The 22,784-nt window shown below is 33.5% G+C and carries 20 protein-coding genes; 5 read left to right on the plus strand and 15 right to left on the minus strand.

Annotated elements, in window-relative coordinates; genetic code table 11:
* Nucleotides 1–51: 51 nt before the first annotated feature.
* The 13 genes from ftsZ to mraZ are packed head-to-tail and all read right to left on the minus strand — an operon-like array spanning nucleotide 52 to nucleotide 15,427.
* A complete protein-coding gene (gene ftsZ, locus DMZ43_RS02115) occupies nucleotides 52–1,980 on the minus strand; it encodes a cell division protein FtsZ (RefSeq protein WP_131506014.1) in 1,929 nt (642 codons plus the stop codon).
* Between the two features lie 29 nt (nucleotides 1,981–2,009).
* On the minus strand, nucleotides 2,010–3,341 hold the full coding sequence (gene ftsA / locus DMZ43_RS02120) for a cell division protein FtsA (RefSeq protein ID WP_131506015.1): 1,332 nt from the start codon (nucleotides 3,339–3,341) through the stop codon (nucleotides 2,010–2,012).
* Between the two features lie 3 nt (nucleotides 3,342–3,344).
* Nucleotides 3,345–4,034: a hypothetical protein gene (locus tag DMZ43_RS02125; RefSeq protein ID WP_343796046.1), complete on the minus strand. Its 690-nt coding sequence runs from the start codon at nucleotides 4,032–4,034 to the stop codon at nucleotides 3,345–3,347.
* A gap of 22 nt (nucleotides 4,035–4,056) precedes the next feature.
* Nucleotides 4,057–5,409, minus strand: a complete 1,353-nt coding sequence (gene murC, locus DMZ43_RS02130; RefSeq protein WP_131506016.1) for a UDP-N-acetylmuramate--L-alanine ligase — start codon at nucleotides 5,407–5,409, stop codon at nucleotides 4,057–4,059.
* Entirely contained in the window at nucleotides 5,406–6,503 is a 1,098-nt protein-coding gene (gene murG / locus DMZ43_RS02135; protein WP_131506017.1) for an undecaprenyldiphospho-muramoylpentapeptide beta-N-acetylglucosaminyltransferase, read from the minus strand. The genes murC and murG overlap by 4 nt, the downstream gene beginning before the upstream one ends.
* Complete coding sequence (locus DMZ43_RS02140) at nucleotides 6,503–7,696, minus strand: FtsW/RodA/SpoVE family cell cycle protein (RefSeq protein ID WP_131506018.1); 1,194 nt, start codon at nucleotides 7,694–7,696, stop codon at nucleotides 6,503–6,505. The genes murG and DMZ43_RS02140 overlap by 1 nt, the downstream gene beginning before the upstream one ends.
* Before the next feature lie 12 nt (nucleotides 7,697–7,708).
* Nucleotides 7,709–9,040: a UDP-N-acetylmuramoyl-L-alanine--D-glutamate ligase gene (gene murD, locus DMZ43_RS02145; protein ID WP_131506019.1), complete on the minus strand. Its 1,332-nt coding sequence runs from the start codon at nucleotides 9,038–9,040 to the stop codon at nucleotides 7,709–7,711.
* Complete coding sequence (gene mraY, locus DMZ43_RS02150) at nucleotides 9,041–10,282, minus strand: phospho-N-acetylmuramoyl-pentapeptide-transferase (protein WP_131506020.1); 1,242 nt, start codon at nucleotides 10,280–10,282, stop codon at nucleotides 9,041–9,043.
* Nucleotide 10,283: 1 nt separating this feature from the next.
* Nucleotides 10,284–11,747, minus strand: coding sequence for a UDP-N-acetylmuramoyl-L-alanyl-D-glutamate--2,6-diaminopimelate ligase (locus DMZ43_RS02155; RefSeq protein ID WP_131506021.1), 1,464 nt, complete (start codon nucleotides 11,745–11,747; stop codon nucleotides 10,284–10,286).
* The gene (locus tag DMZ43_RS02160) at nucleotides 11,744–13,702 is read right to left on the minus strand and encodes a penicillin-binding protein (RefSeq protein WP_131506527.1); all 1,959 of its coding nucleotides are present in this window, start codon (nucleotides 13,700–13,702) and stop codon (nucleotides 11,744–11,746) included. The genes DMZ43_RS02155 and DMZ43_RS02160 overlap by 4 nt, the downstream gene beginning before the upstream one ends.
* Before the next feature lie 57 nt (nucleotides 13,703–13,759).
* The gene (locus DMZ43_RS02165; protein ID WP_129759329.1) at nucleotides 13,760–14,077 is read right to left on the minus strand and encodes an FtsL-like putative cell division protein; all 318 of its coding nucleotides are present in this window, start codon (nucleotides 14,075–14,077) and stop codon (nucleotides 13,760–13,762) included.
* The gene (gene rsmH, locus DMZ43_RS02170) at nucleotides 14,074–14,979 is read right to left on the minus strand and encodes a 16S rRNA (cytosine(1402)-N(4))-methyltransferase RsmH (RefSeq protein WP_238155754.1); all 906 of its coding nucleotides are present in this window, start codon (nucleotides 14,977–14,979) and stop codon (nucleotides 14,074–14,076) included. Before rsmH ends, DMZ43_RS02165 begins: the two co-directional genes overlap by 4 nt.
* Nucleotides 14,957–15,427, minus strand: coding sequence for a division/cell wall cluster transcriptional repressor MraZ (mraZ, locus tag DMZ43_RS02175; protein ID WP_131506023.1), 471 nt, complete (start codon nucleotides 15,425–15,427; stop codon nucleotides 14,957–14,959). Before mraZ ends, rsmH begins: the two co-directional genes overlap by 23 nt.
* 286 nt (nucleotides 15,428–15,713) lie before the next feature.
* Here mraZ and DMZ43_RS02180 point away from each other — a divergent pair, with 286 nt between their 5' ends.
* Both DMZ43_RS02180 and yihA read left to right on the plus strand, forming a co-directional pair.
* On the plus strand, nucleotides 15,714–16,478 hold the full coding sequence (locus DMZ43_RS02180; protein WP_129759332.1) for an alpha/beta fold hydrolase: 765 nt from the start codon (nucleotides 15,714–15,716) through the stop codon (nucleotides 16,476–16,478).
* 3 nt (nucleotides 16,479–16,481) lie between these two features.
* Nucleotides 16,482–17,096, plus strand: coding sequence for a ribosome biogenesis GTP-binding protein YihA/YsxC (gene yihA / locus DMZ43_RS02185; RefSeq protein WP_129759333.1), 615 nt, complete (start codon nucleotides 16,482–16,484; stop codon nucleotides 17,094–17,096).
* A 2-nt stretch (nucleotides 17,097–17,098) separates the two neighbouring features.
* Here the strand turns inward: yihA and DMZ43_RS02190 are convergent, their stop codons facing one another.
* Together DMZ43_RS02190 and DMZ43_RS02195 are read right to left on the minus strand one after the other, a co-directional pair.
* The gene (locus DMZ43_RS02190) at nucleotides 17,099–18,193 is read right to left on the minus strand and encodes an ABC transporter permease (RefSeq protein WP_131506024.1); all 1,095 of its coding nucleotides are present in this window, start codon (nucleotides 18,191–18,193) and stop codon (nucleotides 17,099–17,101) included.
* Nucleotides 18,194–18,198: 5 nt separating this feature from the next.
* Nucleotides 18,199–20,364, minus strand: a complete 2,166-nt coding sequence (locus DMZ43_RS02195) for a carboxy terminal-processing peptidase (protein WP_131506528.1) — start codon at nucleotides 20,362–20,364, stop codon at nucleotides 18,199–18,201.
* Nucleotides 20,365–20,548: 184 nt separating this feature from the next.
* Here DMZ43_RS02195 and surE point away from each other — a divergent pair, with 184 nt between their 5' ends.
* From surE to lpxB, 3 genes are read left to right on the plus strand one after another with little or no spacing between them, the layout of a single operon-like run.
* Nucleotides 20,549–21,325, plus strand: a complete 777-nt coding sequence (gene surE / locus DMZ43_RS02200) for a 5'/3'-nucleotidase SurE (protein WP_131506025.1) — start codon at nucleotides 20,549–20,551, stop codon at nucleotides 21,323–21,325.
* Nucleotides 21,318–21,602 (plus strand): hypothetical protein, encoded by a 285-nt coding sequence (locus DMZ43_RS02205; protein ID WP_131506026.1) that lies wholly within the window; start codon nucleotides 21,318–21,320, stop codon nucleotides 21,600–21,602. Before surE ends, DMZ43_RS02205 begins: the two co-directional genes overlap by 8 nt.
* Entirely contained in the window at nucleotides 21,603–22,718 is a 1,116-nt protein-coding gene (gene lpxB / locus DMZ43_RS02210; RefSeq protein WP_131506027.1) for a lipid-A-disaccharide synthase, read from the plus strand.
* Nucleotides 22,719–22,784 lie beyond the last annotated feature (66 nt).

Genomic DNA, 22,784 nt, shown 5'->3' on the forward strand with positions numbered 1-22,784 from the left:
ATAAAGCTTCCGGGTTTGACACAAGTGTGAAACACTAAACTAAATTTGCTATTAATCTACGTTGTCGTGTAAAAATGAATTGTTACTTCTTAATTGAATATCGTCGTTGTCGTCAGTGCCAACAGACATTCTTGAAGCATTCGTATCAGAAGAATGTTGCGATTCTTCTAAATTCACACCTTGTCTTTTATATGCAGGTTCTTTTTCAATTTCATCTATTTTAGCATTGTTGAATTTGTAATTGAAGTCTTTCATTTTACGTCTTCTTTCATCTGCTCTTTCTTTGATTAAAGCAGAAATTGGACTGTTCATTGGGTCGACTTCTTCGTTTTCAACTTCTTCAACCTCTTCAGATGTAATTACTTTTTTCTCAAAAACAATTTCCTCTTCTACTTCAGGTCCTTTTGCTTTTGTAGTATTCATTGAAGATTCAAATGTTGAATATTCATCTAATGCATATCTAACTTCTCCTGTTTCATTAGCTTCTGTAACAGGAATAATCTCAACATGATCGTTAACGTTAAGGTCTTTAACTTCATCATCTAAATCGAAAAGAATCTTTTCCTCTTTTTCTTGAATTTCTTCTTCTTCAATTTTTTGATTTGGAAGTGGTAAATCAAACGTTAAGGTAAACTGTTCTTCTTCTTCAACCTGAACTATTTCTTCTTTTACTTCTTGAACAGGAGTAATAATGAAATCTTCTTCACTAGGCACTTTATGATCTAAAACCTCGTCGTAAACAACGTTTATTCCTTTAAGAAAATCTGTAGTTGGAATTAAATCCATCTTATTATCCTGAGCTTGAATTTCGTTATCATCTTCTTCATCTAATAATGTATGACGAACTACTTCAGGTGCTTTCTTTTCTTCCTTTTCTAACACAATATCTGGAGTTATAATAGCAGGATCTTGCTCTTTTACATTCATATCATCACCATCATCTTCAAGAGCGTGTACTACTTTTTTTACTTCGGTATTAGAAATTTCATGCTGTTGATCAATATCGAAACCCGTTGCTATAATTGTAACTGAGATTGATTCTTCTAAAGATTCGTCTTCACCAACACCCATAATAATGTTTGCTCCATGACCTGCTTCATTTTGAATATGGTCGTTGATTTCACCAATTTCATCAATTGTGATTTCATGTGAACCAGACACGATAAGCAATAACACATTTTTAGCTCCAGTAATTTTGTTATCGTTTAATAGCGGAGAATCTAACGCTTTCATGATCGCTTCTTGCGCTCTGGTTTTTCCTGAAGCAGTAGCAGAACCCATTATTGCAGTCCCACTATTACTTAATACTGTTTTAGCATCGCGTAAATCGATGTTTTGTGTATAGTGATGCGTAATAACTTCAGCAATTCCTCTTGAGGCTGTTGATAAAACCTCATCAGCTTTGGAGAATCCAGCTTTAAACCCAAGGTTTCCATAAACCTCACGAAGTTTATTATTATTGATTACCACTAAAGAATCTACATGACCACGAAGGTTTTCAATTCCTTTTTGTGCTTGTTCGTTTCTTGTTTTTCCTTCAAACTGAAATGGCATTGTTACAATACCTACAGTAAGGATATCCATTTCTTTTGCCATTTTAGCAATTATAGGAGCAGCTCCAGTACCTGTTCCTCCACCCATTCCAGCGGTAATGAATATCATTTTAGTGTTGGTATCCAACATTCTACGAATGTCTTCTAAACTTTCAAGCGCTGCTTGCTCACCAACATCTGGATTAGCACCTGCACCTAAACCTTCGGTTAAGTTAACTCCTAATTGAATCTTGTTTGGGACACCACTGTTTTGTAGTGCTTGGGAATCTGTATTGCATATTACAAAGTCAACACCTTTAATACCTTGCTGGAACATGTGGTTAATGGCGTTGCTACCTCCTCCTCCAACTCCAATCACTTTAATGACGTTAGATTGGTTTTTTGGCAAATCGAAAGCAATGTTTCCTAATTCACTATTATTACTCATATAATTAGTTTTACTGGATTTATAATTAATTATTCTGCGTTATCTAAAAAATCTTTTACTCTTTCTGTTAATTTATCTAAGAACGATTTACGCTCTTTTTTAGGTTGACTTACAACCTCTTCATCAGCACTTTGTGCTTCCTCACTTACTTCGTTTAAGCTTTCCTCTACTTCTGGTTCTTTTTCTATTCGTTTTCTTTCTTGACGTTTTAGTCCGTCCATCACTAAACCTACAGCTGTAGCAAATAAAGGACTTGCAATATCATCATCACTATCTCCTGCAAGATGCTCATTAGGATAACCAATTCTAGTATCCATTCCTGTGATATATTCAACCAACTGCTTTAAGTGTTTTAACTGCGAACCTCCTCCTGTTAAAACAATACCTGCAATTAGTTTTTTCTTTTGCTCTTCGTGTCCATAGTTTTTTATCTCAACATAAACTTGCTCAATAATTTCTACTACACGAGCATGTATAATTTTTGAAAGGTTTTTAAGCGTAATCTCTTTTGGCTCTCTTCCTCTTAGTCCAGGAATTGATACAATTTCGTTATCCTTATTTTCCCCAGGCCATGCAGAACCAAATTTTATTTTTAAAAGTTCAGCTTGCTTTTCAATGATTGAGCAACCTTCTTTTATGTCTTCGGTAATAACATTTCCACCAAATGGTATTACTGCTGTATGACGAATAATACCATCTTTAAAGACTGCTAAATCTGTTGTACCACCACCTATGTCAATAAGCGCAACTCCTGCTTCTTTCTCTTCTTGACTCAAAACAGCATTTGCTGAAGCTAATGGCTCCAAAGTGATACCTTCAAGTCCTAAACCAGAACTTTTTACGCATCTTCCTATATTTCGTATTGATGACACTTGACCAACTACAACATGGAAATTAGCCTCTAAACGTCCTCCATACATCCCAATTGGTTCCTTTATTTCTCCTTGTCCATCAACTTTATACTCTTGCGGTAATACATGAATAATTTCTTCACCTGGCAACATTACCAATTTGTGAACTTGATTGATAAGCTTATCTATATCTTCTTCATCGATTACCAATTCAGAATTTGGTCTTGTAATGTAATCGCTATGCTGTAAACTTCTTATGTGTTGTCCTGCAATACCAACAGTTACTTCTTCAATTTTTAAACCTGCTTCAGCTTCTGCTTCTTGAACAGCTTGCTGAATAGATTGAATAGTTTGCGTAATATTATTTACCACACCTCTATGCACACCTAAACTCTTGGATTTACCAATACCAAGAATTTCAGCTTTCCCATATTCATTTTTACGACCAATCATAGCCACAATTTTTGTGGTACCTATATCTAATCCTACAGAAATTTTATTATTCTCCATTACTTACTTTTTGGTGCAAATGACTTGATTATCAAATTTTAAGTTCACTATGCTATAGCTATCCAATGTTTTATCTTTAAACGCTTTTTGGTAAAACGCTTTAAGATTGTTTATTTTCTTGTCTAACATTTTTAAAGCGCCTAATTGTATTTTGAAATCGTTCAATCTAAATTTTAAATCAATTGATTTATTTTCATTTTGATGAATCTCAATGACGTGTTGCTTTAAGAATTTATCTTCGCTGACTTTTTTTGCAATTTTGTATACATTGTCCAAGTCATTTTTTAAAACAGTTCCTGTAACCAGTGGTACTCTTGCTGTATAATTGTCGGACAAAGGCATAAACAACCCTTGACTATCAATATAATAAGATGCATTTGTACTAACTCTTGCTATAGGTTGCTTTTGCTCTATCTCAGCTGTAATTGAGCCATCAATACTCATATACACCTGAGCCTCTTTGATCATGGCATTAGAATTTAGGGCAGTTTCTAAAACATTCAAATCTATAATTTCTTTAGGCTTGTTCGTAACTCCCTCTTGATTTTGTATTAACAATTTACTAACAGTCTCTTGGGTTATAAACAAATCTTGACTACCAATAAATTTCACATCAGGAGCTGCAACTTTTCGGCCAGAATTTCTTGCTGACGAAAACGCATAAAGAAACACTACTAACACTAGCAACAACACGACTTTTATGTAATTTATTTTACTAACTCGCGACACTTAACGCTTCTTTTACATGTTTAACTTCTTCTCCTATATCTCCTGCTCCAATCATTAAAATAACTTGAGCATTACTTTTCTTTATTTCTGAAATAATTTCAGGCTTTTCAACCAGCTTTTTGTGGTCATGTTTCATCTTACCCAATAACCAATTAGAAGTTACACCTTCAATTGGTAATTCTCTTGCGGGATAAATATCAAGCAATAACACCTCATCAAATTGCGACAAGGCTTCAGCAAATTCATCAGCAAAATCTCTTGTTCTACTGAATAAATGTGGCTGAAAAACTGCCATAACTTTTTGATTTGGATACATTTCTCGCACTGCTTGATGCACTGCATTTATTTCTTGCGGATGATGTGCATAATCATCAATTAGCACTAAATTTTCGGTTTTAATAGAATAACTAAACCTGCGCTTAACACCTTTGTAAGATGCTAAAGCTTTGGCGAGCTGTTTGGGAGGGCAACCATACTCCACAGCCATCGCCAAGGCTATTAATGCATTCGACAGGTTATGTCTACCAGGTAGGTTAAATTTGAAATTGTCAAGGGTAGTACTTGGTGTTTTTACATCAAACACATAAGTACCATCTATAATTTTTATATTTTTTACTGAATAGTCTGAATTATCTTCTATTCCATAGGTAATTCCTTTTAATGGCAGTCCGTTTTTTACGAAGAGTTTTCCGTTAGGCTTTAGTTTTTTAGAAAAATCAACAAACGAGTCTTTAAGCGCTTCGGCTTCTCCATAAATATCTAAATGATCGGCATCCATTGAAGTGATACATGCCAAATCTGGAGACAGGGTTAAAAACGAACGATCAAACTCATCAGCTTCAACAACTGTTACCTTTGTTCCGTTAAGGATTAAATTAGAATTATAATTCTCACTAATGCCTCCCAAGAAAGCAGTAACTTCCACACCACACTCATTAAGCAAATGACCTAAAATACTGGTCGTAGTAGTTTTTCCGTGAGTACCTGCAACAGCAAGACAAAACGTGTGCTTTGTAATCTCACCTAAAACTACCGAACGCTTTAACACCTTATAACCATTATCAATAAAATAATTTAGCTCTTGATGTGCTTTTGGTATAGCTGGCGTATAAACTACCAACGTAGATTCAATATCTAAAAAGCGAGTAGGAATATTATCAATAGAATCATTGAAATGCACTTTAACACCAAGATTTTCCAAACCGTCAGTAATCTCAGTTTTGGTTTTATCATAACCCATAACTTGCTTATTGTTGGCTTTAAAATATCGTGCTAAAGCACTCATACCAATACCACCAATTCCTATAAAATAGACGTTATGTATGTTGTTATAATTCATTTATGATTCAATAATTTTTCAACCTCATTGGCTATATCTTTAGTTGCATTAACTAAAGCCAACTTTTTTATATTAGTTCCGAGTTCGTTTTGTCTTTCAACCGAATTCACTAATTGCGAAAACTTGTTTTCAAAATCAACATCTAAATCGGATTCCTTAATTAAAATTGCAGCATCTTTTTCAACAACTGCCATTGCATTTTTTGTTTGATGGTCCTCAGCTACATTAGGCGAAGGAATAAAAATTACAGGTTTACCCACTACACACAACTCAGAAACCGAACTTGCTCCAGCTCTCGAAATAATAACATCTGAAGCTGCATAAGCCATATCCATATTGTTTAAAAAAGGATACACTTGTACATCTTCCATGTTGTTATATCTTTTATAAGCATCGTAGTACAGTTTACCACATTGCCATATCACTTGAACGTTTTGAGTTTGTATAAACTCCAATTCTTTTTCAATAAGTTCATTAATGCGTTTTGAACCTAAACTTCCTCCTAAAACCAATAAGGTATGTTTTCCATGACGTAACTTAAAAGTATCTTTAGCTTCAATAGCTTTTCCGTCAACACTTAAAAGATCTTGACGTATTGGATTTCCTGTTTTTATGAGTTTTGATTTTGGAAAAAACCGCTCCAAACCATCATACGCTACACAAATTTTATCAACACTTTTAGCCAGCAGCTTATTAGTAATTCCTGGATAAGAGTTTTGCTCCTGAATTAAACTAGGAATTCGTTTTAAAGTCGCTACCTTAAGTAACGGTCCACTTGCAAAACCTCCTGTTCCAATTACAACATCTGGTTTAAAGGTTTTAACTATTTTTCTAGACCTCAACAAGCTTGTAATCAGCTTAAATGGAAACGCTAAATTTTTAAGCGTAAGCTTACGCTGAATACCTGAAATCCAAAGTCCTTCAATTTCATAACCTGCTTGCGGTACTTTTTCCATCTCCATTCTATCCATAGCACCTACAAACAAAAATTCAGCATCAGGAAAACGAGATTTTAACTCGTTTGCAATAGCAATAGCAGGATAGATATGACCTCCTGTTCCACCACCTGACAATATGATTTTATAGTTACTCATTATATCGCTTCACTCAAAATTTCGAGCGGATTATCTTCTATATTTTCTTGTTCTTTAATTTCTTCTCTCTTTGCACTTACGCTAAGTATAATTCCTATAGCTAAACAGGTCATCCAAATTGATGTTCCTCCACTACTTATTAATGGCAATGTTTGACCTGTAACCGGAAACAACTCTACAGCAACTGCCATATTTATTAATGCTTGAAAAACAATAGGCAATCCCACTCCTAAAACCAAGAGTTTACCAAAAACCGTATCGGCTTTTTGCGCTGCAATTACAATTCTAAAAAGCAGCCACATGTAAGCAATCAGAACGACTAAACCGCCAATCAACCCATACTCTTCAATTATTATTGCGAAAATGAAATCTGATGACGATTGAGGCAAAAAGTTTTTCTGTCTACTCTTTCCTGGACCGACTCCTTTTATTCCTCCAGACGCGATAGCTATTTTAGCCTGCTCTATTTGATAGTCTTCTTCAGTATCAACTCCATTAGAAAAATTTTCAATCCTGCTCATCCAAGTATCAACCCTATTTGGCATTGCACCTGGAAATGCCTTTGCAACCAATATAAACATGGTTAAACCTATAATTCCTGCACCTATAATTAGCGCTAAATATTTTACTGGGTAACCACCAATAAACGCCAACATCATTACCATACTAAATATGATAGCTGTAGTTGAAAAATTAGCAGGAAGTATGAGCATTAATACTAAGAAAACAGGAACCCATAATGGCAGAATTGACTCTTTAAATGTTATTGTTTTATTTTTAATTTTTGAAAGATATCTCGCCACATAAACCATAAGCACCACAGAAGCTAAAGTGGAGGTTTGAAACGACATCCCAACAATTGGTATTTGAATCCATCTACTAGCATTTGCTCCCTCAATAGTTGTACCTTGAAGCATCGTTACCACAAGCAATACCAATACAATTGGCAACATAATCATTGATATACCTCTAAAATACCTATAAGGCACTCTATGCACAGCATACATGATTGAAAACCCTAAAAACAAGTGCATAAAATGCTTAACAAAAAATGTAAAGGTGTTACCATTACCTCCTATGTATGCCAAATTACTCGCAGCACTATACACAGGCAGAAATGAGAATATAGCCAACAATGCAGCTATTGCCCAAATTAAACGGTCTCCTTTTATGTTATCAAACAGTTTTTGCACAAGTATTAAGTTTTACAAACTTCTTACAGCTTCTTTAAATTGACGACCTCTGTCTTCATAGTTTTCAAACAAATCAAAGCTTGCACAAGCTGGTGACAACAACACATTATCTCCTGCTTTAGCTATCTTGTAAGCAATTTTTACAGCTTCGCTCATGTATTGAGTTTCTACGATAACATCAACCATTGAACTAAAGTTTTTCAATAGCTTTTCATTATCAACACCAAGACAAATGATTGCTTTTACTTTTTCGTTTACAAATGGATATAACTCCTCATAGTTATTGCCTTTGTCTTCTCCTCCAACTATCCAAATGGTTGGTGCATCCATACTTTCTAAAGCAAAATAAGTAGCATTTACATTTGTTGCTTTGGAGTCGTTGATGTACTGTACTTTATTAATTTTAAGTACACTTTCCAATCGATGTTCTACACCTTGAAAGTTCTCTAAACTCTCTCTTATTGTCTGTTTTCTAATTTTTAGCAAATGTGCTACTGTTGAAGCAGCCATTGCATTTTTTACGTTATGTTTTCCTTCTAATGCTAAATTTGCTGTCGGCATAATTATTTGGTCGTTATCAATTGTTATTTTTATTGTCTCGTTTTCTAAATAGGCTCCATTTTCAATAGGTTTAGTTAAAGAAAATGGTAACATTTTGGATTGAACAGGATGCTTTGCTAGCCAGTTTGTGATGACTTCATCATCTGCATCATAAATCAAATAATCGTCTTTAGTTTGATTCATTGCAATGCGAAATTTTGAAGCGATATAATTTTCAAACTGATACTCATATCTATCTAAATGATCTGGTGTGATGTTAGTGATAACTGCAATGTTTGGTTTAAAACTCACAATATCATCCAACTGAAAGCTGCTTATCTCTAACACATAGTTTTTATAGTCCTTTTCTAATATTTGCTTCGCAAAACTGTCTCCTATATTTCCTGCTAATCCAACATCTAATTCTTGTTTTAAAATATGATGCGTTAAACTAGCTGTTGTAGTTTTACCGTTGCTACCAGTTATTCCTACAATAGTTGCATTGGTGAATTTTGAAGCAAATTCAATTTCAGAAACCACCTGAATTCCTTGAGCTCTAATTTGTTTTACTAAAGCTACTTTTTCAGGAATCCCAGGACTTTTCATTACTATATCAGCATTTAGAATTTTACTTTCCGTATGCTTTTCATCTTCCCATTCAATCTCATTATGTATAAGAACCTCTTTATATTTTTCTTTTATTTTTCCCTTATCGGAAACAAAAACTTCATATCCTTTTTCTTTCCCTAAAAGTGCAGTTCCAACTCCACTTTCTCCTCCTCCAAGAATCACTAACCGTTTCATTTATCTTATCTTCAATGTCACTATTGATATGATTGCTAGCAAAATGCCAACAATCCAAAATCTTGTTACTATTTTACTTTCGTGATATCCTGATTTTTGATAATGATGATGTAATGGCGACATCTTAAAAATGCGTCGTCCTTCACCATATTTTTTCTTTGTATACTTGAAATAGCTGACTTGCATAACTACCGAAAGGTTTTCAGCTAAAAAGATTCCGCACAACACAGGAATCAACCATTCTTTTCTAACAGCAATAGCAATTACAGCTATAATTCCACCAATAGTTAAACTTCCAGTATCTCCCATAAACACTTGTGCTGGATAGGTATTATACCATAAGAAACCAATTAATGCTCCTACAAAAGCAGCGATGTAAATAGTGATTTCTTCAACTCTTGGGATATACATAATATTGAGGTAATCGGAAAAAATGATATTACCCGAAACCCAAGCAAAAATCCCAAGAGTAAGCACAATTATTGCAGATGTCCCAGCTGCTAAACCATCAATACCATCAGTTAGGTTTGCTCCATTGGAAACTGCTGTAATAATAAAAATGCTCACCAATATGAAAATGACCCAAGCATACTTATTTAGGTTTGGATTAATCCATGTAATCAAATCGGAATAATCAAACTCATTTCCTTTCACAAAAGGAATGGTGGTTTTTGTAGATTTTTCTTCAACATCAAACAACTTTGCTGGAGGTAAATTTGGGTTTTCAGCAAGCATTACTTTTTGCTGTTCTTCTGGTAATTTTTCTTTTATAGTTACATCATCACTAAAGAAAAGTGTTGCACCAACTATAATTCCTAAGCCTACTTGACCTAAAACTTTAAACTTTCCTTTTAATCCATCTTTATCATTTTTGAATTTTTTGATATAATCATCAATAAACCCAATAGTTCCCATCCAAAGCGTTGTTATAACAAGCAAAATGATGTAAATGTTTTCCAATTTTGCCAATAACAATACAGGAATTAATGTTGCTAGAATAATGATGATTCCACCCATTGTTGGTGTACCAGCTTTTTCTACTTGACCTTCTAAACCTAAATCTCTAATAGTTTCTCCAACTTGCTTTTTTTGAAGGAATCTTATAATACGTTTACCATAAATAGTAGAAATTAACAGCGACAGAATAATAGCAATAGCAGCTCTAAAGGTTAAGTACCCAAAAAGCGATGCACCAGGAAACTGGAACTGTTTTTCTAAATATTCAAATAGGTAATACAACATCTTATTTTTGTAATTGCTTTAAAAATTCCTGTACTATTTTATAATCGTCAAAATCAAAGCGCTCGCCTTTAATTTCTTGATAGGTTTCATGACCTTTTCCTGCTATAAGAATAATGTCATTTGGTTGCGCCATTTGACACGCTGTTTTTATGGCTTGTTTTCTATCAACTATAGATAGTGTTTTTTTATAATTTTGAGGTTCAACCCCTTTTTCTATATCTTCAATAATCGCGTCAGGAACTTCACTTCGTGGATTATCACTAGTAAAAATTACTTTAGTGCTTAATGCGGACGCTATGTGTCCCATTTTTGGCCGCTTAGTCTTATCCCTGTCACCACCACAACCAACAACCGTTATGAGTTCTTCATTTTTTGTTCTGATATTATTAATGGTTTCCAACACGTTTTTTAATGCATCAGGTGTATGAGCATAATCTACAATGGCAGTGATTTTTTCATCAGACACCAAATACTGAAAACGACCACTCACACTTTCTAATTCGCTAATGAGTTTTAAATTCTCAACTTTTTCAAGTCCTAATAATTCAGCTGTAGCATAAATTGCTAAAATGTTATAAGCATTAAAACTTCCAATCAATCGTGTCCAAACCTCATTATCATTAAGTTTTAAAAGCAATCCGCTAAATTGATTTTCTAAAATTTGAGCTTTATAATCAGCATACGACTTTAATGCATAGGTGATTTTTCTTGCTTTTGTATTTTGAAGCATCACCAAACCATTTTTATCATCGACATTTACCAATGCAAAAGACTTAGCTGACAACTGATCAAAAAACTGTTTTTTCACATCTCTATATTCAGCAAATGTGTTATGATAATCTAGATGATCGTGAGAAAGATTTGTAAAAATACCACCTTCAAAAACCAATCCTTCTGTTCTATTTTGATGAATACCATGCGAACTCACTTCCATAAAGCAAAACTCCACACCTTCATCATTCATTTCACTTAAATACTTGTTTATTGTAAGAGAATCTGGTGTTGTATGCGTAGCTTTAAATTCTTTATCACCAACCATTATTTTTACTGTTGACAATAAACCAACTTTAAAACCAGCCTTTTTAAACAACTGATACAGCAATGTAGAAACCGTTGTTTTTCCATTAGTTCCTGTCACTCCAACAAGCTTTAAATTTCCTGATGGATTACCGTAATAGTTAGCAGCCATAAACGCCAATGCTTTACTAGCACTATCAACTTCTATGTAAGTGATTCCGTTTTGTAATTGCTCCGGAAGTACTTCACACACTATAGCTGTAGCTCCTAGCTCTATTGCTTTTGCAATAAAATTATGGCCATCAACAACCGAACCTCTAATTGCCACAAACACGTCGTTGGTTTTGATTTGGCGTGAATCAAACTCAATAGCATTCACCTGCACACCTGTACTACCTACAACTGCATTGATGGTTACTTTATACAATATGTCTTTTAACGCTATCACGATGCTTCTAAAACAATTACTTGGTTCTTTTTAAGTTTTATACTCTTGTCTACCGACTGTTTTTTTACAATTCCACTACCATTAAGTTTCACTTTCACTTCTACATCCATATTCTCTAATAATGCCAATGCATCCATAGCAGACATCCCAACAACATCAGGCATAATGGTTTTGTATTTTTGAGCTAGCTCAAAGTAAGTATCAAAATCACTTTTAGTTTTAGTATCCACTAATTCTAAAGTTTCCACCTCATCAACTAAAGGCGTATCTGTATAGATTTTTTGAGCTATTTTTTTAAACACTGGACCTGACACATCTGCTCCATAATATCCAACACTTTTATCAGGCTCATGAATAACAACTATACACGAATACTTTGGATTTTCAGCAGGAAAAAAACCTGCAAAAGAAGATATATAATTGAGTTTATCTTTATTTGCATAGTCTTTTTGACACGTACCAGTTTTACCAGCCATTGAGAAATTAGGCGAGTATAACTTATGACCTGTACCATGCTTTTTATCGACTACATTTTTAAGCAATTGCTTTACTTTAGAAACCGTTTCCTGAGAACAAATTCTTGGGTTTATGATTTCTTTTTTAAATGGAACAATAGTTTCATCAAACTCTTTTACCTCTTTTAAAAACTGAGGCTTCACCATTTCACCATTATTGGCTATAGCATTATAAAATGTTAGCGTTTGAAGAGGCGTAAATGACACTCCATAACCATAAGCCATCCACTGTAATGCAATACCACTCCATCTTTTCTTATTATCAGGATGTGGAATAATTGGCTCTCCTTCACCTAAAATTGGCAAATCCAACTTTTGATTTAAACTCATTTGATACAAACGCTCAACAAACTTTTTTGGGTTGCTTCTATAATGCTGATCAATTGCAGAAACTATTCCTGTGTTTGAAGACACTTCAAAAGCTTTTCCTATAGAGATTTTACCATAACCTCCACGTTTAGAATCACGAACTTTTTTACCATAAAAACTCAAGATTCCGTTTTTAGTATCCACAACATCACTTGTGTCTATTACCTTATCTTCTAAAGCAGCAGTAAGTGCCATTAGCTTGAATGTTGAACCTGGTTCATGCGACTCCCAAACTGCGTAATTTCTTTTTTCGTAATAATTCCCTTCAGAGTTTCTTCCTAAATTAGCAATTGCTTTTACCTCTCCTGTTTGGGTTTCCATCACCACAACACAACCATGGTCAGCTTTATATTTTTCTAGTTGTTCCAACAACGCATGATGAGCAATATCTTGAATATTAACATCAATAGTTGTATACACATCATACCCATCTTTAGGCTCTGTTTGGTTGTAATCAGTTATTGGCTTCCATTGACCATTACCTATCTTTTGCTTTAACCTATGACCATTAGTACCTTTTAAGTACTCCTCACCATAAGCACCATCAATCCCCGCTCTTGTAACATTTCCATCTTCATCTACGCGCTCATAACCAATAGAACGATGCGCAATTCCTCCCATTGGGTGCTCTCGCTTCGTATTCTGCTCAACTATTAAACCACCTTTTATAGCACCAAGTTCTAACAAAGGAAAATTTCTAACTCTTAAATAATCAGAATATCCGATATCTCTCGCTATCAAATAATATCTGTTTTTATTTGCTCTTGCTTTTCTAATTCTTTGTTGATGGTAAGAAGCTGGTTTTCCTGTGAATTTTGCCAGCGAATCGCAAAGCGGTTTTATATATTCTTGAAAGGTTTTGTTTTGAGGCTGTACAGCATCTAAACGAATATCATACTTAGGAATAGATGTCGCCAAAAGACTTCCGTCAGCCGAATACACATTACCTCTGTTAGCAGGAATCTCAACATTTTCAACAGCACGTTTTACTCCAAGATCTCTGTATTTATCACCTTGAATAAACTGAATATCCACTAACTTGTAAACCACAAGAAAGATGAACACAAACATGCATCCTGCAACAAAGTACAACTTATTTAATATGTCTTTTTCTGTTACTGCCACTAGTTATTCTTGAGCTTTTACTTTTATTTTTTTTGGCGGAATTAATGAAGGCACAATACCTTTTTCTGCCATTTTTGTTACAATTGACGATTCCATTTTAAGCCTCATCAATCTCGAGCGTCCATCAACAAATGCTGAACGCAATTCTTTCACTTCATTATTAAGTTTCGCTATTTCATGCACTTTTTTATCTGCACTATGTGAACTCGCTATCATTATTATAGCCAAGGCAGAAATAAAAATGATAACTCTCCAGTTTTTAAAAGAGTCATCACTTATTAAAAATTTACCTTTCAGAATACCATAAATACCTTTCTTCATAGTTTTTCTGCAATTCTTAATTTTGCGCTTCTTGCTCTATTATTAATTTTTATTTCTTCTTGTGTTGGCACAATAAGATTTCCTACTTTTTTTAGAGGCACTTCAAAATTTCCAAACACATCTCGTTCTGGCTCACCTTCAAACAAGCCATTTCTTATAAATCGTTTTACCAACCTATCTTCTAACGAGTGATAGGAAATAAAACTCAAACGACCTCCTTTTTTTAGGAGCTCAGGTGTTTGCAACAACAATTCCTTTAACACCTCAATTTCTTGATTCACCTCAATTCGAATTGCCTGATAAATTTGAGCCAGTATTTTATTTTCTCTTTTAGGTTGCAAAAATCGTTTTAACACTAACTTTAATTGCTCACTAGTTTTTATCTCAACTTTTGAACGCTCTTCAACAATTACTCTTGCCATTGCTGGAGCTTGACGCAATTCACCATACTGATAAAAAACTTGACGCAATTGCTCCTCTTCATAATCATTTATCACATTGTAAGCCGACAAATGACTATTTTGATTCATTCGCATATCTAATTCCGACTCAAAACGAGTTGAAAACCCTCTTTCAGCAACATCAAATTGATGTGACGACACACCAAAATCTGCCAAAATCCCATCTATTTGCTTTACACCATAAAATCTCAAAAAACGTTTTATGAATCTGAAATTTTCATTTATTAACGTAAAACGTTCATCTTCTATAGCATTAGACAACGCATCCTGATCTTGATCAAAAGCAAACAATTTTCCATCAGGACCCAATTGCTTTAAAATTGCCTTACTGTGACCACCACCACCAAAAGTGACATCCACATAAACACCATCAGGTTTAATATTTAAACCTTCAACTGTCTCATTAAGTAAAACCGGATTATGATATTCCATTGTCATCATCGTCTTGTCCCATTACTTCTTCAGCTAAGTCAGCAAAATCTAAAGCAGCATCATCAATAGCTTGCTCATACTTGTCTTTATCCCAAATCTCAATGATATGTATTGCCGAAGACACCACAATCTCCTTGCTAATTCCAGAGAAAGCAATCAAATCTTTCGGGATTAAAAGTCGACCAGTAGCATCTACCTCAACCATTTTAACTCCTGCCGTAAAGCGTCGTATAAAATCATTATTCTTTTTCTTGAACCTATTGAGTTTATTCACTTTTTGCATCAACAACTCCCACTCACTCATTGGATACAACTCCAAACAAGGCTGAAAAACCGCTCGCTTTAACACGAAACCATTTTGTAGCACAGGAGACAACTGCTTTTTTAGGGCAGCAGGAAGCATTAGCCTTCCTTTGGCGTCTACTTTGCACTCGTATGATCCTATTAAAGTGTTCAAAATGATTATTTTATACTTCTAACGAATTCAATTCAAATATATTGAAAATATTACCACATTTTACCACTTTATACCACTTTTGTTAATAATTTTTTTATTTTAACAACAATTAAGCGCTAAAACAGATTGTAGTTATTTAAAAATCAGAGGTTTATTTTTTTATGAAGACACATTGATTAGATTGTGAAAAACTCTATGAAAAACAATTTTTCACTAAGGGGTAAAAAAGGGAGTATTTATCAATGAAATAACTATATTTGTTTAAAATGACATCACTAACTAATACATGAAACACCTTTTAAAAACAGAAAAAAATTACAGTTATATTGAAGTAGGAGAAGGCACGCCAATAATTGTTTTACACGGTTTAATGGGAGGGTTGAGTAATTTTGACGCTGTTACAAATTACTACAGTACAAAAGGTTACAAAGTCATTATTCCTGAGTTACCAATCTACACCATGTCATTACTAAAAACCAATGTAAAAAGTTTTGCAAACTACCTACATGATTTTATTGAGTTTAAAGAGCTAGATAACGTTATCTTGTTAGGAAATTCTCTTGGTGGACATATTGGTTTATACCATACCAAAATGTATCCTGAAAAGGTTAAAGCCTTAGTAATTACAGGAAGTTCTGGACTATATGAAAGTGCAATGGGAAGTGGTTACACCAAGCGAAGTGACTATGAAGTTATCAAGAAAAAAGCCCAAGATGTATTTTACGACCCAGCAGTTGCTACCAAAGAAATAGTTGATGAAGTTTACGAAACTGTAAACGACAGAAACAAGCTTATAAAAACATTGGCAATTGCTAAAAGTGCAATACGACACAATATGGCAAAAGACCTTCCTAAAATGCAAACACCAACTTGTATTATTTGGGGAAAAAACGACACTGTTACTCCACCTGAAGTTGCTGATGAATTCCATAGTTTATTACCTGATTCTGATTTATTTTGGATTGATAAATGTGGACACGCAGCTATGATGGAACACCCTGAAGAGTTCAATTTGATTTTAGAAAAATGGCTTTCTGCCAGAAACTTTTAAAACATGTTAATTAAAACAGCAGAGTTTGTAATAAGCAATTCTGAAGTTACAAAATGCCCAAAAGACATATTGCCTGAATATGCTTTTATTGGTAGAAGTAACGTTGGAAAATCCTCGCTAATTAACATGCTCACCAACCATAAGAATTTAGCAAAAACCTCTGGAAAACCAGGAAAAACTCAACTAATTAATCATTTTTTGATTAATAAAAACTGGTTTTTGGTGGATTTACCAGGTTATGGTTATGCAAGAGTCTCTAAGACTGCTAAAAAGAAATTTCAAAAATTCATTACCAATTATTTTGAACAACGTCAACAACTCGTATCCGCATTTGTTCTTGTTGATATTAGACATAATCCTCAAAACATAGATTTAGAATTTATGGAGTGGTTGGGAGAACATGGAATCCCTTTTTCTATTATTTTCACAAAAGCTGACAAACTGAAACCTAAAGCTATTGAACGAAATATTTCAGAGTACGAAATGGAAATGCTTAAAACTTGGGAAGAAATGCCTAATTACTTTGTAACCTCTTCAAGTAAAGCCATAGGTAGAGAGGACGTTTTACAGTTTATTGACGACACGAATAAAGAAATTAACGCTTTAAGAAACGAATAGTTTTAATTTTTTACATCCAATGCATCTCTAAGCGCATTACCTATAAGTATAAAAGCCATTACCAAAATCATAATACATAAACCAGGAATTATTGCTAAATAAGGTTTTCCCAGTATAATATAATTATAATGATCTTTTATCATTGCTCCCCAACTTGCCATTGGTGGTTGTGCTCCAATACCCAAAAAGCTCAGTCCACTTTCAATTAAAATTGCAGCTGCAAAATTTGCTGCTGATATAACAATAATTGGAGCCATAATATTGGGTAATATGTGTCTGGTAACAATTCTAAAATCGGTATAACCTAAAGCTTTAGCAGCTGTAACATATTGCATCTCCTTTACGCTTATAACTTGCCCTCTCACTACTCTAGCAACTTCAACCCACATAGTAAGCCCTACTGCTATAAACACTTGCCAAAATCCTTTATCTAAAGCCAATATAATAGCAATAACCAAAAGCAATGTTGGAATAGACCAGGTTACATTGATAATAAACATAACTATTGTATCAACTACTCCACCAAAGTATCCAGCTAAACTTCCCATAAAGATTCCAACTACTAAAGAAATAAATACAGCTATAAAACCAATAAAAAACGAAATTCGAGAACCTATCAATACTCTACTTAATAAGTCCCTTCCGTATTTATCAGTACCAAACAAAAATGTACGTTCTTTTATAAAAGGCTTAAAATCTTGATTTGGAAAAGTACTTAGGGCAATTTCTTTTTCCACACCTATTAATCCATCAGACGCATATTCAGTATATACTAATTTATCATTATAAGCTTTAAATTCTGAAATTGGGATTTCGGTATCTGTATTTTTTTCACCATAAAATATTTTTGACAAGAAAGATTGATTATTATTAATTTCTGACGGAATGGTGAGAATATTCACTTTAAAACCAGGTTTTTTAGAGTGAATTGTTAAATGCATTTGATTTGCATTTTGAGAATTATCTGGTGCTAAAACATAGGCAAAAACAGACACTAACCCAATGGCAACAATGAGCCAAAAACTTAAAACGCCCCAAAAGTTCTTTTTGAACTTTTGGAGCGCTAATTGTGTTAATGAGTTACTGTTTTTACTCATTTATTTTAATCTTTTACTGCAGCTACTTTTGTTTTAACACCATAGGTCATTTTAAGATCGTTTAAAACATTTAAAGCCTCTTCAATATACACATCCTTACTTAAATTTTGGTGCCAACGCTCACGCTTTTGTTTTAAAACAGAGTCTTGCTCCATTAATTTAATTTCATAAGGCAATGAATTAAATGTAAGATTAGTTTTGTAATCTGCTATTTTTTCAAAACGTTTCGCCTCTTCTTCATTAGTATTTAAACGCTCTTTGTATTTTTTATAGTTAAGAGAAAAATTTTCTGTTTCTCTTATAGTATTAATCCATTTAGCATTTTCATCAATTAGCTTTAACTGATCGCTATTAGCCATACGCTCTCTACTTTTTGAAATTGTAGTTTCATAATCGTAATAGTTTTCCCAAAGGTCATAATCAGCAGCATCAATTTTATCCCATTCTAAAGGACTGTCATACGTTCTTTCACCAATACCAATATACTTATAACGGTCTGGAACTACAATATCACTCTTTACTCCTTCTAACTGTGTTGAACCACCATTAATTCTGTAGAATTTTTGAGTCGTGAACTTTAACGCTCCCATATCTCCATTGGAATTATTTCTCACCATTCTATTAAGGTCTAGCACATTTTGCACTGTTCCTTTACCATAGGTTTGTTTGCTTCCAATAACTATTGCTCTTTTATAATCTTGCATTGCAGCAGCTAAAATCTCTGATGCTGAAGCAGAAAGTTCGTTAACCAATATTACTAACGGTCCATCCCAAACAATAGACATATCTCTATCCTTTAAAACTTCTTTTGGCTCACCTGTAGTTTTAACTTGAACTATTGGACCATCTTTAATAAACAATCCTGCCATATCTACAACCGTTTGAAGTGATCCTCCTCCATTATCTCTAAGATCTAACACAAGACCTTCCATACCTTGTTGCTTTAATCTTATGATTTCTTGTTTTACATCTGAAGCCGCATTTCTTTTATTGTAATCGTCAAAATCAACGTAAAACTTAGGTAAATTGATAACTCCAAATGTTTTGTTATCTTTAATTACTGTTGAAGATTTTGCATAAGTTTCTTCTAATTCCACAATATCTCTAGTAATTGTAATGTCTTCTATTGTACCATCAACTTTTTTCAAAGTTAAGGTTACATCAGTACCTTTTGGTCCTTTTATGAATTTGATAGCATCGTCTAAACGCATACCAACAACACTTACAGCCTCTTCTTCATCTTCTTGCTTTACTTTCATTATTTGGTCTCCTACCTGAAGTTCGTTTTGTCTCCAAGCTGGACCACCACTGATAATTTCGTTAACCAAAATAGCATCCATTTTCTTTTGAAGTCTTGCTCCAATACCTTCAAAATTACCAGACATATCTACATCAAAACGATCTTTATCTTCTGGCGCAAAATAAAACGTATGTGGATCATACTCCTCTACAATTGCATTGATATACACTGAAAACCAATCTTTACGTTGTCTTTCACCTATAAAAGCGTAGAGTTCATTTAAAGAGTTTAACGTTGCTTCTCTGGCTTCTTCTTCTAGTTGTTTTTCAGTTTTTACTGTATTTGCAGCACCACTATTTTCATCAAATGCCATTTCTGGATCTTTATTTTTAGCTCCACGTTCTTGCTGCACTAATAAATCATCATAATTAGCTATGGTTGAAAACTTAAGTTGTTGTCTCCAACGCTCTTTCATTTCTTTTTTAGATGTTACATAAGGCATTGAATCATAATCGGTAGAAAAATCTTCATCCACATTGAAGTCAAAAGGTTTTGACAGCACTTCTTTGTAGATTTCTTTAGACTCTTCCATACGCTTTAATAGTCTTTCATGAGTTAAATTAAAGAACGTTAAATCGTATTCTTTAATCTGGTCATCAATACTATTTCTATAAGCACTGAATTCCTCAATATCAGACTCATAAAAATAACGCTTTAGTGGATCTAATTGCTTTATATAATCATCAAACACTAATCCTGAAAAATCATCATCTACGTCAACTGGACTGAAATGACCTTCATTTAAAACATAACTAATAAGCTGAATGAGTAATTTATCTTTGTTAGGGTCTTCAAAGGTTTTTGAGGTAAAACTACAAGAAGCAAATGCAAGTAGTAAAACCAAAAGCAAAATTTTATAGTTCCTTTTCATAATATCTTTCATATTTATACTTTAACTGTATATAACTACAAAAATTAAGTTATATTTTTCACTAAAGTAAAAGAAAAAACCGTGCCAATAAAATATAGCCCTACTAATTTTTTGTTAAACCTAACATAACAGGTAATTGAAGGGTTTTATTTATTTTAGCAGCTAACAAACAACAATATATTTTATGGCAAAAAGACCTCTTATTTTAGTTACAAACGACGATGGTATAACCGCTCCAGGAATTAGAACTTTAATTGAAGTTATGAATAGCATTGGAGACGTTATTGTTGTAGCTCCTGATAGCCCTCAAAGCGGAATGGGACACGCAATTACTATTAATTCAACACTGTTTGTAGAAGAGATAAAAATTGACGAAGGTAAACAAATAGAGTATAGTTGTTCTGGTACACCTGCCGACTGTGTAAAACTTGCTATAAATGAAATTTTTGACCGTAAACCGGACCTTTGTGTTTCAGGTATAAATCACGGTTCAAACTCATCTATAAATGTTATCTATTCAGGAACAATGAGTGCAGCTATTGAAGCTGGTATTGAAGGCATTCCTGCTATAGGGTTTTCACTTTTAGATTACAATTGGAACGCTAATTTTAAAGCCACAAAATCCTTTGTAAAAACTATTGCTGAAAATGTTTTAAAAGAAGGTTTGCCAAAAGGAGTGGTTTTAAATGTAAATCTTCCTAATCTTCCCAAAAAAGATATAAAAGGCATAAAAGTATGCCGACAAGCTAAAGCGAATTGGGAAGAAGAATTTGACAAACGCAAAAACCCACAAGGCCGAGAATATTACTGGCTAACCGGTAAATTTGTTAACTTAGACAAAGGAGAAGATACTGATGAATGGGCTTTAAAAAACGGTTATGTTTCAGTAGTACCAATACAATTTGATTTGACAGCTCATCATTGCATACAAAATTTAAACACATGGAAATTGAATGGTTAAAAAGGAAGTTTTTATTGGATTTATTGTTGGATTAATTGCTAATTTTATGGGTTTAATATTAGCAGTCTATCTTTTTGGAAATGGCGATGATATTGAAACCACTATTAGGCAATCCTTAGCGGAAGGTTTTTTTAGTAAATTAGTAAGTATAGGAGCTATTTTAAATTTAGGTGCGTTTTTTATTTTCATAAAAAAGAAACAAGATTATAGAGCTAGAGGTGTGCTTTTAGCTACGGTTTTAATAGCAGTATTTACATTTTTGGTAAAGTATTTATAGATGAAGTATTACATAATTGCAGGAGAAGCGTCAGGTGATTTACATGGCTCAAACCTAATGAAAGCATTACAAAAAATTGATGTAAATGCCGAATTTAGGTTTTGGGGAGGCGACCTCATGCAAGCTGTAAACAACTCTCTGGTAAAACACTACAAGGATTTAGCCTTTATGGGTTTTATTGAAGTGGTTATGAATTTAAGAACCATAACCAAAAACCTAGCCTTTTGCAAAAAGGATATTGAACAATACAATCCTGACACTATCATTTTTATTGATTATCCTGGTTTCAATTTACGTATTGCTAAATGGGCAAAACAAAAAGGCTACAAAACACATTACTATATTTCTCCACAAATTTGGGCTTGGAAAGAAAATCGTATTAAGGATATAAAACGAGATGTCGACCACATGCATGTTATTCTTCCTTTTGAAAAAGAATTTTATGAAGACAAGCATAATTATCCTGTAAATTTTGTTGGTCATCCATTAATTGACGCTATTGGATCACGACAACAAGTTGATGAATATAGTTTTAGAGCTGAACATGAGCTCAACAAAAAACCTATTATTGCTTTACTACCAGGAAGCCGAAAACAGGAAATTAAAAAAATGTTATCGGTTATGCTTAGTGTTGTTGACGATTTTACTGGTTATCAGTTTGTAATTGCTGGAGCGCCAAGTCAAGATTATAGTTTTTATGAGCCTTTTATTACAAATAACAACGTAAGTTTTATTAGCAACCGAACTTATGATTTACTCAGTGTATCCTACGCTGCATTAGTAACTTCTGGAACTGCAACTTTAGAAACTGCATTGTTTAAAGTTCCTGAAGTAGTATGCTACAAAGGAAGTTGGTTATCTTACCAAATAGGAAAACGATTGGTAAAACATATTAAATACATCTCATTGGTAAACCTTATTATGGATAAAGAAGTGGTTACCGAATTGATTCAGGATGATTTTAACACCAAACGTTTAAAGCAAGAATTAAAAATTATTCTAGACGATTATCAACGTGTGAAATTTTTCTTGAACTACTATGATTTAGAGAAAAAATTAGGAGGTAAAGGCGCAAGTAATAAAACTGCTGAATTGATTTTTAAAAGCTTAAATTAAAACAGGTTTGTTGATAAGAGTTTTCATAACTATTCAAAAGCCTTCCCAAACTAATAATTTATTGTT

The organism is Meridianimaribacter sp. CL38, from assembly GCF_004328055.1.
Lineage (GTDB): Bacteria > Bacteroidota > Bacteroidia > Flavobacteriales > Flavobacteriaceae > Gaetbulibacter_B > Gaetbulibacter_B jejuensis.

Bases quoted from the DNA above. Each gene is read 5' to 3' on its own strand.
- ftsZ (WP_131506014.1), bottom strand. From the start codon at position 1,980: ATGAGTAATAATAGTGAATTAGGAAACATTGCTTTCGATTTGCCAAAA.
- ftsA (WP_131506015.1), bottom strand. From the start codon at position 3,341: ATGGAGAATAATAAAATTTCTGTAGGATTAGATATAGGTACCACAAAA.
- murC (WP_131506016.1), bottom strand. From the start codon at position 5,409: ATGAATTATAACAACATACATAACGTCTATTTTATAGGAATTGGTGGT.
- murG (WP_131506017.1), bottom strand. From the start codon at position 6,503: ATGAGTAACTATAAAATCATATTGTCAGGTGGTGGAACAGGAGGTCAT.
- murD (WP_131506019.1), bottom strand. From the start codon at position 9,040: ATGAAACGGTTAGTGATTCTTGGAGGAGGAGAAAGTGGAGTTGGAACT.
- mraY (WP_131506020.1), bottom strand. From the start codon at position 10,282: ATGTTGTATTACCTATTTGAATATTTAGAAAAACAGTTCCAGTTTCCT.
- DMZ43_RS02160 (WP_131506527.1), bottom strand. From the start codon at position 13,702: ATGTTTGTGTTCATCTTTCTTGTGGTTTACAAGTTAGTGGATATTCAG.
- DMZ43_RS02165 (WP_129759329.1), bottom strand. From the start codon at position 14,077: ATGAAGAAAGGTATTTATGGTATTCTGAAAGGTAAATTTTTAATAAGT.
- rsmH (WP_238155754.1), bottom strand. From the start codon at position 14,979: ATGATGACAATGGAATATCATAATCCGGTTTTACTTAATGAGACAGTT.
- DMZ43_RS02180 (WP_129759332.1), top strand. From the start codon at position 15,714: ATGAAACACCTTTTAAAAACAGAAAAAAATTACAGTTATATTGAAGTA.
- yihA (WP_129759333.1), top strand. From the start codon at position 16,482: ATGTTAATTAAAACAGCAGAGTTTGTAATAAGCAATTCTGAAGTTACA.
- DMZ43_RS02190 (WP_131506024.1), bottom strand. From the start codon at position 18,193: ATGAGTAAAAACAGTAACTCATTAACACAATTAGCGCTCCAAAAGTTC.
- DMZ43_RS02195 (WP_131506528.1), bottom strand. From the start codon at position 20,364: ATGAAAAGGAACTATAAAATTTTGCTTTTGGTTTTACTACTTGCATTT.
- surE (WP_131506025.1), top strand. From the start codon at position 20,549: ATGGCAAAAAGACCTCTTATTTTAGTTACAAACGACGATGGTATAACC.
- DMZ43_RS02205 (WP_131506026.1), top strand. From the start codon at position 21,318: ATGGTTAAAAAGGAAGTTTTTATTGGATTTATTGTTGGATTAATTGCT.
- lpxB (WP_131506027.1), top strand. From the start codon at position 21,603: ATGAAGTATTACATAATTGCAGGAGAAGCGTCAGGTGATTTACATGGC.